Source organism: Streptomyces aquilus, assembly GCF_003955715.1.
In the GTDB taxonomy this organism is placed as follows: Bacteria; Actinomycetota; Actinomycetes; order Streptomycetales; family Streptomycetaceae; genus Streptomyces; species Streptomyces aquilus.
This window is the reverse complement of sequence record NZ_CP034463.1, coordinates 9672549-9686343: the sequence shown is the minus strand read 5'-3', so window position 1 is coordinate 9686343 and position 13795 is coordinate 9672549. Positions and strand designations below refer to the sequence as shown.

11 protein-coding genes and 3 pseudogenes are annotated in these 13795 nt (G+C 71.3%); 7 read left to right on the top strand and 7 right to left on the bottom strand.

Annotated elements, in window-relative coordinates; translation table 11 throughout:
• Positions 1–138: 138 nt before the first annotated feature.
• The gene (locus tag EJC51_RS44340; protein WP_126276297.1) at positions 139–675 is read right to left on the bottom strand and encodes a TetR/AcrR family transcriptional regulator; all 537 of its coding nucleotides are present in this window, start codon (positions 673–675) and stop codon (positions 139–141) included.
• Positions 676–750: 75 nt separating this feature from the next.
• Between EJC51_RS44340 and EJC51_RS44335 the strand changes: the two genes are divergently transcribed.
• From EJC51_RS44335 to EJC51_RS44325, 3 genes and pseudogenes are all read left to right on the top strand, one after another.
• Entirely contained in the window at positions 751–1800 is a 1050-nt protein-coding gene (locus tag EJC51_RS44335; protein WP_126276296.1) for an aldo/keto reductase, read from the top strand.
• Between the two features lie 171 nt (positions 1801–1971).
• Positions 1972–3006, top strand: a complete 1035-nt coding sequence (locus EJC51_RS44330) for an SDR family oxidoreductase (protein WP_126276295.1) — start codon at positions 1972–1974, stop codon at positions 3004–3006.
• Between the two features lie 117 nt (positions 3007–3123).
• Positions 3124–3222 (top strand): annotated as a pseudogene (locus tag EJC51_RS44325) (TerD family protein); the annotation flags it as partial.
• A gap of 1 nt (position 3223) precedes the next feature.
• Here the strand turns inward: EJC51_RS44325 and EJC51_RS44320 are convergent.
• The 4 genes from EJC51_RS44320 to EJC51_RS44305 form a co-directional block, all read right to left on the bottom strand.
• The gene (locus tag EJC51_RS44320; protein ID WP_126276294.1) at positions 3224–4342 is read right to left on the bottom strand and encodes an AraC family transcriptional regulator; all 1119 of its coding nucleotides are present in this window, start codon (positions 4340–4342) and stop codon (positions 3224–3226) included.
• A 61-nt stretch (positions 4343–4403) separates the two neighbouring features.
• Positions 4404–5825, bottom strand: coding sequence for an aldehyde dehydrogenase family protein (locus EJC51_RS44315; RefSeq protein ID WP_126276293.1), 1422 nt, complete (start codon positions 5823–5825; stop codon positions 4404–4406).
• A gap of 2 nt (positions 5826–5827) precedes the next feature.
• A complete protein-coding gene (locus tag EJC51_RS44310) occupies positions 5828–6706 on the bottom strand; it encodes an SDR family NAD(P)-dependent oxidoreductase (RefSeq protein ID WP_126276292.1) in 879 nt (292 codons plus the stop codon).
• Positions 6703–8049, bottom strand: coding sequence for a flavin-containing monooxygenase (locus EJC51_RS44305; RefSeq protein ID WP_126276291.1), 1347 nt, complete (start codon positions 8047–8049; stop codon positions 6703–6705). Before EJC51_RS44305 ends, EJC51_RS44310 begins: the two co-directional genes overlap by 4 nt.
• Positions 8050–8485: 436 nt before the next feature.
• Between EJC51_RS44305 and EJC51_RS44300 the strand changes: the two genes are divergently transcribed.
• From EJC51_RS44300 to EJC51_RS44295, 3 genes are all read left to right on the top strand, one after another.
• Positions 8486–9715 (top strand): MFS transporter, encoded by a 1230-nt coding sequence (locus tag EJC51_RS44300; RefSeq protein WP_126276290.1) that lies wholly within the window; start codon positions 8486–8488, stop codon positions 9713–9715.
• Between the two features lie 311 nt (positions 9716–10026).
• The gene (locus EJC51_RS48030) at positions 10027–10209 is read left to right on the top strand and encodes a hypothetical protein (protein WP_166682783.1); all 183 of its coding nucleotides are present in this window, start codon (positions 10027–10029) and stop codon (positions 10207–10209) included.
• Between the two features lie 79 nt (positions 10210–10288).
• The gene (locus EJC51_RS44295; protein ID WP_244363182.1) at positions 10289–10546 is read left to right on the top strand and encodes an acetyl-CoA synthetase; all 258 of its coding nucleotides are present in this window, start codon (positions 10289–10291) and stop codon (positions 10544–10546) included.
• Positions 10547–10590: 44 nt separating this feature from the next.
• Here the strand turns inward: EJC51_RS44295 and EJC51_RS44290 are convergent, their stop codons facing one another.
• Positions 10591–13230: a beta propeller repeat protein gene (locus tag EJC51_RS44290; protein WP_126276289.1), complete on the bottom strand. Its 2640-nt coding sequence runs from the start codon at positions 13228–13230 to the stop codon at positions 10591–10593.
• Positions 13231–13344: 114 nt separating this feature from the next.
• On the opposite strand from EJC51_RS44290, the pseudogene EJC51_RS48985 reads away from it, so the two are divergent.
• Positions 13345–13452, top strand: a pseudogene (locus EJC51_RS48985) (IS5/IS1182 family transposase); the annotation flags it as partial.
• A gap of 121 nt (positions 13453–13573) precedes the next feature.
• Here EJC51_RS48985 and EJC51_RS48980 read toward each other — a convergent pair.
• Positions 13574–13744, bottom strand: a pseudogene (locus EJC51_RS48980) (Imm7 family immunity protein); the annotation flags it as partial.
• Positions 13745–13795: the final 51 nt, after the last annotated feature.

Genomic DNA, 13795 nt, shown 5'->3' with positions numbered 1-13795 from the left:
GCATCGTAAGCGTTGGCCCGCACACGGCGGACACCATGATCCATCCGGTCGGGTCTTGCGGCGGGGACGACGAACAGCGCCGTCGGCAGCGGCAGTTGGACCAGGCCGCTCGCTCCTCCGGCAGCGTGCGACCCTCCCCTACCGGTGGGTGCGGAGTCCGTCGAGGATGAGCGCGAGCATGTGGGGGGCCCGGTCCACGGGGCTGGACGCGGCACGCCACAACGCGCCGGTCAGCTGGAGGAAGTCCTCGGGTGCGGCGTCGAGACGGATGCTTCCGTCCTTCTTGCCGGCGTCGAGGAGTTCTGTGATCGCGGCGATGACCGGGCCGTAGCTCTGCTCGTTGATCGCCTGGTGCACGGCCGGGGTGAGTGCGTCGCCGAGGCCGTGCTTGCGCCGCATGGCCTCGACGAGGTCCGTCGTCCAGTGCCGGAGGGCTTCCAGTGGGGGCATCCGGGCCAGCAGGTCGGGCACGGTGCCGGTGATGCGGGCGACCTCGTCCTGGTTGACGGCCAGGACGAGCGCCTCGCGGGTGGGGAAGTTGCGGTACAGGGTTCCGGCGCCGACTCCGGCGCGCTGGGCGATCTGGTTCATCGACGTGGTGCCGTCCGCGGCGAGCGCTTCGCGTGCGGCGGCGAGGATGCGTGCCCTGTTCTCACGGGCGTCTGAACGGACCACGGGACCTCACGTTGCTAAGTGGAGAGTTCTCCACTACGTTATATGGAGAGCTCTCCACATACTTTAAGGAGCGTCATGCATTACATCAAGCTCGGCATGACCGGCCTCGACGTGTCCCCGATCGCGATCGGCGCGATGACCTACGGCGAACCCGACCGCGGGCATCCCGTCTGGTCGAAGGGCGAGGAGGACGCGCGCCCGCTCATCAGGCACGCGCTGGAGGCGGGGATCAACTTCTTCGACACCGCGAACATGTACTCCAACGGCTCCAGCGAGGAGATCCTCGGCCGCGCGCTCAAGGACTTCGCCGACCGCGATGCCGTGGTGATCGCCACGAAGCTGCGCCACCCGATGCGGCTGGGACCCAACGGCCGCGGCCTGTCGCGCAAGGCGATCATGACCGAGGTCGACCACTCGCTGCGCCGCCTCGGCACGGACTACATCGACCTCTACCAGATCCACCGCAACGACCACGCCACCCCGTGGGAGGAGACCCTCGAAGCGCTCAGCGACCTCGTGAAGTCCGGCAAGGTCCGCTACCTCGGCGCCTCGTCCATGCACGCCTGGGAGTTCGCGAAGGCGCTGCACCTTCAGAGGCAGCACGGCTGGGCACGCTTCGTGTCGATGCAGGACCACTACAACCTGCTCGCCCGCGAGGAGGAGCGGGAGATGATCCCGCTGTGTCTGGACGAGGGCGTCGGCACCGTCGTCTGGTCGCCGCTGGCCCGCGGCCGTCTCGCCCGCGCGTGGGACGACGCCCGCTCGACGGCGCGCTCCGAGACGGACGGCGCCTACGCGGACCTGCTCTACTCGCCGGCCGAGGAGGCATCCAACCACGCGATCATCGACGCCGTCGGGAAGGTCGCCGCCGCACACGGCGTCACCCGCGCACAGGTCGCGCTCGCGTGGCTGCGCCGCCAGCCGGTCGTCACCGCACCCCTGGTCGGCGCCGGTTCGATCCGGCAGATCGACGAGGCCGTGGCCTCCCTCGACATCGAACTCACCGACGACGACGTACGCGCCCTGGAGGCCCCCTACACACCCCGCCACGACTGGCAGGGCGTCTCGGACGAAGCCGAGATGGAGGCCATCCGCCGGCGCGTGCCCGGCATGGCGCTCGCGTGACCGCGTTCGGGCAGGTCGCCCAGTCCCCCTCGGCGCCGTCATGGACACCGGCTGGGTGATCTACGGCGCCCTCGCACCGCGCTCGGCACCGCCGGACTGATCGCGTTCGCCACCGTGCCACGCACCCGACACCCCTCCCATCGCACGAGCCAACAGCTGAAGGAACGACAGATGTCACAGGTACTGGTCACCGGAGGAACCGGCTTCATCGGAAGCTGGTGCATCCAGGCTCTGCTGGAGGCCGGGCACACCGTCCGCACCACGGTCCGCGACCTGCAACGCGAGCCGGCACTGCGGTCCTGGCTGCACGCGGCCACACCGTTCGACGACGACCGGCTCACCGTCGTACGCGCCGATCTCGAACAGCCCGAGGGCTGGGATGCCGCCGTCGCCGACTGCGAGTTCGTCCTGCACGTCGCCTCGCCGACCCTGCGCCACACGCCGGCCAACGACGACGACCTGGTGGTCCCGGCGCGCGAGGGCGCCCTGCGCGTGCTGCGCGCCGCCCGGGACGCCGGTGTCCGCCGGGCCGTCCTGACCAGCGCCTTCGGCGCCATCGGGATCGGACACCCGCCGCGCTCGACCCCGTTCACCGAGGAGGACTGGACCAACGTCGACAGCGACATCCCGCCCTATCAGCGCTCCAAGACACTCGCCGAACGCGCCGCCTGGCAGTTCATCCAGGACGAAGGCGGCGCCCTGGAACTGGCAGCGGTCCACCCCGTAGGAGTCCTTGGCCCGCTGCTCGGCCCGGACGACCCGCCCTCCCTGCGTCTCGTCCGCAGAATGCTCGAAGGACAGGTTCCCGCGTGCCCGCCCTTCGGGATGGGTTTCGTCGACGTCCGCGACGTCGCGGATCTGCACCTGCGCGCGATGACCGATCCGGCGGCCGCCGGCGAACGCTTCCTGGCCATCGCCGGGCACAGCCTGCGCGTCATCGACATCGCCCGCATCCTGCACGACCGCCTCGGTGAACGCGCCGCGAAAGCACCCACCCGTGAACTGCCGCTCTGGGTCGCCCGCGCACTGGGCCTCGTGAACCCGGAACTGCGCCTGCTCAGGCACCAGCTCGGCCGGGACCTCGATGCCACCAGCACCAAGGCGGAGAAGCTCCTCGGATGGCGAGCGCGCCCCATCGCCGACACCATCGAGGACACCGCCGAGAGCCTCCTCGCCCACGGCATCGGGGCAAGGACGGGATCGTAGCGGCCCGACGCGTCCGGCCGCCCTATGCCCGAGATGGTGTTCAAACGGCTGCTCGGCTGACTCGGTGTGGGCGGCCCCACGGTCGACACGGTGCGCAGCGGGCTGTCCGTCACCCGCGCCGAGGAGACCTCGACCGAGACCGTGATGGTCTTCGGCGAGCTCTACCGCAACGGGGCCGAGTGGAAGTTCCGCGCGGTCGGTCAGGGCTACGCGGCGGCTACAGGTCCGGGTACAGCTGGTCGCCTGGTTCCCCGCGGTCCTGACCCGGCGTTGTTCCCGTCGACTCCGAAGAGAAGCCCTCGCGCAGTTTCAGCGGTGCCATGCCGTGCCAGCGGCGGACGGCTCGGCGCAGGGCGCGTTCGTCGGAGAAGCCCGCCTGGCGGGCCACCTCGCGGAGGGTGAGGTGGGGGCGGTGCAGGAGCAGTTCGACGCGCTCACGGCGGACGCCCTCGACGATCGCCTCGTAGGAGGTGCCGCAGTCGGCCAGGCGGCGGCGCAGCGTCCGCTCGCTCGACGCGTGTCTGCGGGCCTGCTCGGAGAAGGAGGGGACGACCGGGAGGCTCTGCGCGACGGAGATCTCCAGGATTTCCAGCAGGTCCTGCTGACGACGGCGGGAGGCCATCTGCCCTTCGAGGAGTTCGAGGGTCGAGGCGCAGGTGACCGGATCGCGGCCCGGCATCGGCCGGTTGATCCAGGCCGGCGGTACCACCAGCCGGTTGCGGGAGGCACCGAAGCGCAGGGGACAGCGGAAGAGGTCGCGGAAGGGCTGGACGTCGCGCGGGGCGGCGAAGGCGAAGTGGACCTCCTGAGGTGCGAGGCCTGCATCGGCGGCGAGGCGGCCCAGGGTGACGACGCTCGAGAACGCCTCCTCGACCAGGAAGACGGCGACGTCCGGGTCGATCACCGGGTCCGGGAGGTCGGCTCGGACCACGTAGTCGGAGCCCTCCCGGCCCGCCGACCAGACGGTCATCGCCCCGGACACGTTCTGGAAGCGCACCCCCGCCTCGATGGCGGCCTGGAGGGTGTCGCTGGCGAGCATGGCGAAGCCGACCAGTCCCCAGGCGGTGAGGTGCTGCGCTGCTCCGACCCGCAGGCCCAGGTTCTCGTCCCCGGTGAGTTCGACAGCGCGCCGGATGACGGCACTGCCCTGGCGGTAGGAGACGCGAAGGGCCGCCGAGCCCATCAGGGTCTCGGTGAGACCGACCTGGTCCAGTTCCGGCTGGAGGTCGACTCCGTACTCCTCGGTGATCTGGCGCAGGTAGCGCAGAATGTTCGGGGAGATCGTCGCCGACGTGCTGCGGGTGGTGCCGCTGTCCGGACGGGTTGCCTCGGTCATGGCTTCGCTCCAGGGCCGTTCTCGCGACCACTTTAGGCATAGGCGTACGGCGGCGGCCGCGCTAGCGGGTACGGATCCAGATGGTCTTCTGCCTGGTCCACTGCGCGAAGGCGTCGGTGGACCGCTCCGCCCCGCCGAATCCTGACTGTTTCCAGCCACCGAAGGGGGCGGTGATGTCGCCCTCGCTGTAGGAGTTGACGGAGACCACTCCGGCCTGGATGCCGCGGGCGAGGCGGAAGGCGGCGTCGAGGTCGTGGGTCCACAGGGACGCGGCGAGGCCGTAAGGGGTGGCGTTCGCCGTCCGGATCGCCTCCTGCTCGGAGGCGAAGGTCTGGACGGTGACCACGGGGCCGAACAGTTCCTCGGTGAGGACCCGGCTGCCGTCGGGGGCGCCGACGACGACGGTGGGCGGGTAGTAGGCCCCGTGGGGGTGCAGGCCCGTCGGCAGCCCGGCGGTGTGGGCCACGGCTCCGGCGGCGACCGCCTCGTCCACGGCGCGGGAGACCCGGTCTCGCGCCGCGGTGCTGATCAGGGGTCCCGTACGGGTGTCCGGCTTGGCCGGGTCGCCGATGACCAGGGCTCCGGCGGCGGCCGTGAACCGGGCGACGACCTGGGCGGCGATGTCCTCGTGGACCAGGATCCGGGAGCCGGCCGTGCAGTTCTGGCCCATCGTCAGGAACGCGGCCTCGATCATGTCGTCGATGAGGTCGGCGCCGAAGTCGAGCGCGTCCGGCATCAGCACCTGGGGGCTCTTGCCGCCCATCTCCAGGGAGACCCGCTTGAAGTTGGTCTCCGCGGCGTCGGCCAGGATCCGCCGTCCGGTCGCCGTCGAGCCGGTGAACGACAGCGCGCCGATCCGGGGGTGGCGGGCGAGCGCCCGGCCGGCTTCCGCGCCGTAGCCGGGCAGCACGGCGAGGGTGCCGTCCGGCAGTCCCGCCTCCGTCGCCAGCCGGGCCACGTGGAGGGCCGAGCGCGGGGTCGCCTCGGCGGGCTTGAGCAGCAGGCTGTTGCCCGCGGTGAGGGCGGGGCCGATCTTCCAGGCGGCCATGGCGAGCGGATAGTTCCAGGGCAGGACGGCGGCGACCGCTCCGACGGGTTCCCGGCTCATCAGCCCCAGGTGGTCGTGGCCGGTGGGGGCGGTGCGGCCGAAGACCTTGTCGGCCGCCTCCGCGAACCAGCGGATCGACTCGATCGCGCCCGGCACATCGCCGGTACGGCACTCCGTGATGGGTTTGCCCGCGTCCTCGCAGTCCAGGCGGGCCAGGATCTCGGCGTCGCGTTCCATCAGTTCGGCGAGGCGCAGCAGGACCGCGGCCCGCTCCCGGGGCGGCCGGGCCGCCCACACCCCGCTGTCGAAGACGCGGTGCGCCTGGTCCACGGCCGTGTCCACCTCACGCGCGGTGGCGGCGGGCAGGGTGTCGAGGGTCTCCCCGGTGGCCGGGTTGACGACCCGGAGCAGGCGGTCGTTCGCTTCCGTGGTCATGATCATGCCTCCGTCACGAGTTCCCAGCGGCCGTCGACCTGTCGGGCCAGTCCTCTGCGCCGCAGGTCCTCCAGGTACCGGGCCAGGCCGCGTTCGCCGCGCTTGCGGAAGAGCGGGAGAAGGCTGGGGAGGAGATTCGGCATCAGCATGGAGAAGCGGACCAGGAGCGATTCGCCGACGCGTGGGTACGCCTCGAGCCGGGGCCGGTCGAGCAGGCTCACCACCGCGGCGACGACGTCGGACGGCTGTTGGGGCGGGTCCTGGAACTGCAGGGAGTTGCCGCCGTCGACGGCCTCCCGGCGCAGCATCGGGGTGTCGGTGGCCGACGGCAGCACCGAGCCGACGCGAATGCCCTTGGTGCCCAGGTCGAGGGCGATGGACAGCATCGCGCCGCGCAGCCCGAACTTCGACGCCGCGTAGATGGGGGTCTCCCCCTGGGGGAAGATGCCGGCGAGCGACACCGTGGTGACGACACGGGGGTCGGCTGAGGCCTTCAGCAGGGGAACTGCCAGCCTGGTGGCCACCAGCGGGGAGATCATGTTGAGGTCGATCTCCCGCTCGATGGTCTCCACCGGGCGCACGTCGAACCGCTCGGTGCTGGTCATACCGACGTTGTTGACCAGCACGTCGAGGCGGCCGAAGGCGGCGGCGACCTGTTCGAAGAGGTCCGCGACCCCGGCCCGGTCCAGCAGGTCGCAGCCGAGGCCCAGGTGACCCGCGCCGGGCAGGCTGTCCGCGACCCGTCGCGCACGCTCACCGTCGATGTCGACGACGACGCACACCGCGCCGCCGCTCGCGAACCGCCGGCACAGCGCGCTGCCGATGCCACCCGCGCCGCCGGTCACCAGCATGACCTTGCCGGTGTGGTCGTAGCCGCTCATGCCACCGTCTCCTTGCCTCGGAGCGTCCGCAGGGCCGGCGGGCGGCCCTCGGTGGGCCAGCCCATGGCGGCGGCGACCTTGGTGAGGTACTTGGTGTACGCGGCGCTGTCGACGTAGCCGGTGTGGCGCGGGGAGTCCACGAACCGCAGACCGCCTGACAGGTCCGGGCGGTCACCGCGGATCATGCCGGCGAACCGCTCGGCGTTCGGCAGGCCCTGACGGCTGTCCTGGACGAATCCGGCGATCAGCTGGGCCTGGGCGTCGAAGAGTTGGTAGGCACCGGAGTTGGTCTCGATGAAGCCGACGCCGAACAGCCCCTGGTGTTCACGGGAGAACGACGACAGGTACAGGTCGGGGTGCTGCTCGTCGCCGAAGTAGGCCTGCGCGACCGGCACTTTGTGCACATAGCCGGTCGCCAGCAGGATCAGGTCGAAGTCGTTGCTGCTGCCGTCGGTGAAGTGGACGGTGCGGCCCTCGGCGCGCAGGACGCCGGGCCGCGCGGTGATGTCGCCGTGCTGCAGGTGGTGCAGGAGCATCGAGTTGACGGTGGGGTGGGTCTCGAAGAGCTTGTGGTCCGGCTTCTGCAGGCCGAGGCGGGTCGGGTCGCCGTTGATGATCCGCAGGAGCGTGCCGAACAGCCGCTGCTCCAGCCACTTCGGCATCCGGGGACCGACGCCTTCGAGGGTGTCCACGGGCCTGCCGAACAGGTGCTTGGGGATGAACCAGTAGCCGCGGCGCATGCTGATCTCCGCGTGGTCGGCGGCACGGGCCGCGTCGCAGGCGATGTCGCAGCCGGAGTTGCCCGCGCCGACCACCAGGACCCGCTTGCCGCGCAGTTCGTCGCTGCTGCGGTAGCCGACCGTGTGCCGGATCTCGCCGCTGAAGTCGCCCGGGATCTCGGGGATGTTGGGGTGCCACTGCGAGCCGGTGCAGACCACCACCTGCGCGTGCCGGCTGGTACGCCCGTCGGCACGGGTGACCGTCCAGGTGCCGTCCACGTTCTTGGCCACGTCGCGCACCGCGGTGCCGAACTGAATGCGTTCCGACAGGCCGTACGCGTCGGCGAACGACGTCAGATACGACAGGATCTGCCGCCGCGGCGGGTAGTCGGCGAAGTGCTCGGGCATCGGCCAGCCGCCGAAGCCCGAGAGGGTCTTGCTGGAGATGAAATGGGCCGACTCGTACATCGGGCTGCCCGGGTTGTCGATGTCCCACAGGCCGCCCGGCCCGGTGTGCCGCTCGATGTGCGTGTAGGGAAGCCCTCGCTCACCGAGGGCCCGTGCGACCGCCAGCCCGGCGGGTCCGGCCCCGATGACACACGTGTCGAATTCGGACTCCTTCACGAGTCCACCTCCTGTCGTCGCCCCTTTCGGCGTGAGAGGAACTTAGGCAGCACGCAAGCCCCGGCGGACTGGCCCGTGCGGCCACAAAGGGGGCCGCAGCGGCCAGCCCGCTGACCGCCCCGGCGCGCCACGAACCGATGCCCGGGCCACCCGGCCGACGGCGAACCCGTCGCGTGAGACACCCCCACTCAGTCCGTTTCCCGACGGCTGGGCCGTCGGCTCCCGGCCACCCGAACCTTCGGCTCCTCGGCGCCCGCCGCCGTGGGCTCCCGACCCCGAAGCCATCGGACACCGGTCCCGGGCCGTCCGCTGCTGGCCGCCAGGGTCCCCCGTGTGGCCGTCGGCGTCCTCCGTCGGGTCGGTGCGGATTTCTACGGTTGCTCCCATTCGCGCACGTCGGCCCGGGCACGGTCCGTGACAGGAAGAGGTCCTCCCCATGACGCCATCCGTCGGCGGCTCGCTCACGGGAGCCCGTCGGGGCACGGCCACCGTGTTCGCCGCCCAGGGCATGGCGGTGGCCGCCGTGTCCACCACGGTGCCCGCCGTGGAGGGCCGTCTGGGGCTGTCGTCCCTGGCGATGACCGCCCTCACGATCGCTCTGACCCTGGCCGCGGGCGCCGGCAGCTTCGCGGGTCTGGCCGCCGTACGCCGCTGGGGCCCCGTCGCCGTCATGCGCGCGGCGGTGCTGACCGCGGCCGCGACCCTGCTGTCCGTGGCATGGGCACCCGGCCGGGCCACCGCCGCGACGGCCTACGTCCTCTTCGGGCTCGCCCTGGGCGCCATCGACGTGTCCGTCAACACCCGCGCGGCCACCGTCGAACGCCACTACGGGCGCAGCATCCTCTCCTCCTTCTACGCCGCATGGAGCGCCGCGGGTGTCGCGGCCGCGCTGCTGACGGCGGGCCTCTCCCGGCTCGGCTGGCCCGTCCCGTACGTCCTGACCGCGCACGCCGCACTCGTGGCCCTCCTGGCGCTGACCGTCCGACCCCATGCCCTCGCGCCCACGCCCTCCTCGTCCAGCGCCCGACCGGCGCCGCACGACGAGGTCCCGGGGCGTCGGGTGTGGGCACGTCTCGTCCCCTTCGGCGTCGTCCTGCTCGTCGCCTACGTCGTCGACTCCACTGTCTCGGCCTGGTCGACGGCCTACCTTCACCAGACGCTCGGCGCGTCCCTGGCCGCCGCGCCGCTCGCGTACGCGGCCTACCAGACGGGCACGGTGACCGGCCGGGCGGGCGCCGACCTCATGGTGCGCCGGGTCGGGCCGGTGGCGGTGGTCCGCGCCGCGGCCCTGCTCGCGGCCGTCGCCCTGACCGGTCTGGCGGTGGCCCCGAGCTGGCCGTACGCGGTTGTCGCGGCATGCTGCGCGGGCCTCGGAGTCGCGGCGCTGACCCCGTTGTGCGTCGCCGCGGCCGGCCGGCTGCGACCCGGTGCCCCCGAGACGGTGCTGGCCCGGCTCAACGTCTTCAACTACGTCGGCGTACTCGTGGGAGCCGGCGCGAGCGGGGGGCTTGGGGCTACGGGCCACTTCCGCATCGCCTACGCGATACCCGCCGCCCTCGCCGTGACCCTGGTGCTCGCGGCGCGCTTCTTCCGCCCGACGGCACCCGAGCCGCCGCATGCGGGGACACCCCGCCGCCCGGACACCGCTCACGTCCTCTCCCCGTGACCGTGGGCCGAAGCTCGTAAGCCCTGACGCGATGACCCGCCCGACCAGCCGCTCCCGGACGCTCCTGCCTGGCCGGGGCGGCAGGTCCGAAGAGGGCGTTGCGGAGTCGTCGGGCACGAGAACCAGCGGTGGGCGACCACCGAGGCCGACGGTCCCGCTCTTGCCGCGCCCGGCATGGTCGGGGTGCGCATGTATGGCCGTCTCGTGAGTGACGGCGGAGCATGCTGGTAGGCGTACGAACGGCGGGAAGAGGCTGGGATGCGGTGGTGGGCCGGAGGTTGCGCGATCGTCGCGGTGCTGGTCCTGGCCGCGTGCGGCACGTCAGGCGAGGGCGGAGCGATGGCCGGCGGTCCGTCGGGGACCCCGTCGACGACACCTTCGGCCGGCACACCGGCTCGTACGTCCGCACCGTCCCCGTCCGCCACGCCCCCGGCGAGTCCGACGGGGCCCTCGCCTTCCCGGTCACCCGGCACGCCGTCTCCTTCGGCCACTGACTGTGTCGCGGGCCGGACAGAGGTCACGGTCGCGCCGGGTGACCCGGTCCAGCGGCGGCTGTGCGTGCGGCCCGGAACGGTGATCTCACTCGTCCTGAAGCCCCGTACGGACGACAAGCGGTGGACGACCGCGCGGAGTTCAGCGCCGGTCTTCGTCCTGGTGTCGGGATGGCGGGTGGACGTGGACGGCACGGCGTACGCCTCGCTGCGGTGCGCGGGCACCCGGGGTGGCAGCGCCCAGGTCACCGCTTCGGCGAAGGCGCCCGATGTGGCGGGTGCGGCACGCGTGGCGTTCACACTGGAGATCGGCGTGGTCCGGTACGCGCAGGAGGGGTGACCCCGAGAGCCGGGATCACCCCTGCGTTCACCCTCGCTTGTGCGTCAGCCGCAGTCGCGCACCTTGAAGGTGTGGATGCCGCGTCCGTGAGTGGCCGCGTACAGGGTGCTGCCGTCCGGGCTCAGCTTCAACTGGAGCACGGCGACGGCCGGGAGCGATCCGACCCGCTGCCACTTGGTGCGGCCCGGGGCGCGGTAGACGACGCCCAGGTCGGTGGCGACCGCGAGGCCGCCGTTCGGTGTGACGACCGCGGAGTTGGTCGGTACGTCGGGCAGGTTGGCGGAGATGTCCTTCCAGGTGGTGCCGCCGTCGGTGGACTCGAAGACGTGGCCGACGCCGGCGCCGGGGCCCTCGGTCCAGTGCCGGGAGAAGCCGTTGACGGCGAGGTAGACGTGGGCGGAGTTCTTCGGGTCGATGGCGAAACCGCTGAGGTAGCGGTTGGGGACGGTGCCGTCCACGGGCAGGGTGATGTCGTGCCAGCCGGTGCCGTCCGCGTTGCCGACGGAGATGCCGCGGGCGAAGCCCTGGTTGTTGCAGGGGCCGCACCAGGCCGCGTACACCTTGCCGCCGGAGGAAGCGACGGCGGTCGCGGTGCGGCCGGCGCCCAGGTCGTAGACGCTCTTCCATTCGTCGCCGCTGCGGATGGCGTAGCCGTGGGTCTGCACCCACACATGCCGGCCGCCCGCGATCCACGTCGCGCTGTCCTTCAGGTCGGCCGCGAGCGGGGCGATGAAGCGGGCCTCGCCGGTGGCGTTGTCGGCCGGGGCCACGCCGTAGGAGGTGATCTTGCTGGGGTCGTCGATCCAGGAGCCGTCGTTGACCGCACAGTTCTGGGTGACCTGGACGGCGAGGTAGACGTACTCCTCGGCGATGTTGCAGCCGTTGGCCGGGTCGGTGAGGGTGTCGCCGCCGTCACCGCCGAAGTTGGAGCCCATCACCTTGTCGTTGCTGCGCAGGATGGACTGGCCGTTGTCCTGCAGGCCGCCGGTGACGGACAGGCCCCCGTACGTCGGGTCCTTGCCGACGCCCACCGAGTAGTACTGGAGGGTGTCCATCGTGCCGTCGTTGAGCGAGGTCCAGTCGGTGGCGTGCCCGGAGGCGTCCTGGGAGCCGGTGAGGGGGCGCTTGTAGACGCCGCCGTCATTGCCCACGTACACCCAGGTCCTGCCGTGGTAGCGGCCGATCGCGACGCCGTGCTGGTCGGGGTGGGTGGTCTGGTGGCAGTCGCCGGTCTGTTTGGCCGGGTCGATGCTCCAGCAGGGGAAGCCGAAGTTCCAGTACGGGCCCACAGCCGACCAGTTGCTGCCGCCGTCCTTGGTCTCGAAGACCTCCTCCAGCCCGGCGTACACGTGCTCGGGATCGCTCGGGTCGACGGTCAGGAACTGGTTGTACCAAGCCTGCACGCCCGGCATGTAGCCGCTGTCGGTCAGTGCCGAGCCGCTCGCGGCAAGCCCCTTGTAGTCGGCGATCTTCGTCCAAGGGCCGGTGGGTGAGCCGGACTTGGAGACGAAGATGCCCTCCAGACCGCTGTCGGGGTTGGTGTTCAGCTGCTCCGGGGACTGGTCGATGGCGTAATAGCGCGAACCGTCGGCGGAGCGGGCGAACGTCACGTTGCCGACGCCGTCCGCGTCCGTGGGCAGATCACCGAAGCCGCTCGTGATCCGCGTCCAGACGCCGTTGACCTTGGTGTAGAAGCCGTTGTAGTCGTCACCGCTGCGCCAGCCGATCGCGAGCACGACCTTGCCGGGGTTCTTCGGGTCGATCGCGATGTCGTTGGCGATGTTCTTGTACGGGGCCGACTCGTCGTCGGCCTTCGAACCGCCCGGCAGATAGTCGGGGTTGGGCGCGAACTCCCGCTTCCAGGCGCCGCTGAGCGTCTTCGTGGAGTGGCTCCACACGCCGGTGCTGGTCGCCGCCCACACCTTGCCGCCGCCGAAGCGCAGGTGGTGGATGGTGGTGGACTCCAGTTCGTCGCCGCCCACCCGGGTGCGCGCGGAGAACGTGCCGTGGTGCGGGTCGGACAGGAGATAGACGCCGCTGCCGAGGTAGGCGTCCGCGTTCGTGGTCGCCTCGCCGGTGCCCAGCCACAGCCGCCCGGCCCCGTCGAGCGCGAGCGCTCCGGTGGACTGCGAGGACAGCCGGTCACTGATGGGCTGCCACCGCCCGCCACCCGTCCGCGACCGCCACACCCCACCACCGGCGCTGCCCGCGTACACGTACCCGTCGTCATCCGCCGCCATCGCGGCCATCCGCCCCGTGACATAGCCCGCGCCGCCACTGGAGTTGGAGGCGTAGTCGCGGTACCGCGGGTCGTCGGAGTCGTAGGGCTGATCGGTCACATGTCGCCAACTGCCTCCGGTGCTGGGCAGATTGGTCAGACTCGTCCAGGCGGCGCCGTAGGCGCCCGGCGCGACGACACCGGGTGAGGTGCGGGCCTCGGCGTACTGAGCCGCGCCCTCCGCTATCTCGTCCGCCTCGTTGCCGTCGTCGTCCTCCGCCGACAGGCTGGGGCTCATGGTGCCCACCGACTGCTCGCGCTCGGCGGCGAGTTGGGCCAGGGTACGCACCCCGAAGGGGCTGCTGTCCCCGCCGGGCGCCGCGCCGGCGGGTATCGCGACCAGTGTTGCGGATGCCGTGATGGCGCAGATGGTGAGCCATCGTCTCTTACGGGTGGATGCTGACACCAGATCCTCCGAAACGGGTGGTTGTACAGCCGTCGTGGAGTACCCGACCACTGGGGGCAGGGGGCGTCCGACATTTGGACAAGCCTTGACCGGAACCTGCCACAAGCCAAGACGATGCGTCTGAAGAGCCTTCGCGCCCTCGCGACCCGCCACGACAAGCGGGCCTACGTCTTCCACGGCACCGTTGCCTCAGCCGCAATCCGACTCTGGCTCCACACGTGATGCGCCGGAGGCGTCTCAGTCGATGCAGGGATCTTTCTACTGTCGGGATGCGCGGAGACAGCAGCGCCTCCGTGTGCTGCATGACCACGCCGCGAACCACATCAGGCGACGAGCGGTGATCAGAGTGGCCGCCGAGGTGGATGAACGGCTCGCCGTTCATCCACCTGAGGTCAAGCAAGTACGGGCTGTCCATCTGGGCCATCCGAAGCCGAAGCTCATCGACGATCCGCCGGACACGCCTTGAGTGGCTCTCCTCCTGCCCAGTTGCTTGAACGGTCCCTGCCCTTTCCACCGGCTGAGAAGCCACCGAGGCAGGACGTACTCGCCCTGTCCACTGGCTGGG

Coding starts and splice junctions, on each gene's coding strand:
- EJC51_RS44300 (WP_126276290.1), top strand. CDS start 8,486: ATGACGCCATCCGTCGGCGGCTCGCTCACGGGAGCCCGTCGGGGCACG.
- EJC51_RS44320 (WP_126276294.1), bottom strand. CDS start 4,342: ATGACCGAGGCAACCCGTCCGGACAGCGGCACCACCCGCAGCACGTCG.
- EJC51_RS44315 (WP_126276293.1), bottom strand. CDS start 5,825: ATGACCACGGAAGCGAACGACCGCCTGCTCCGGGTCGTCAACCCGGCC.
- EJC51_RS44310 (WP_126276292.1), bottom strand. CDS start 6,706: ATGAGCGGCTACGACCACACCGGCAAGGTCATGCTGGTGACCGGCGGC.
- EJC51_RS44330 (WP_126276295.1), top strand. CDS start 1,972: ATGTCACAGGTACTGGTCACCGGAGGAACCGGCTTCATCGGAAGCTGG.
- EJC51_RS44335 (WP_126276296.1), top strand. CDS start 751: ATGCATTACATCAAGCTCGGCATGACCGGCCTCGACGTGTCCCCGATC.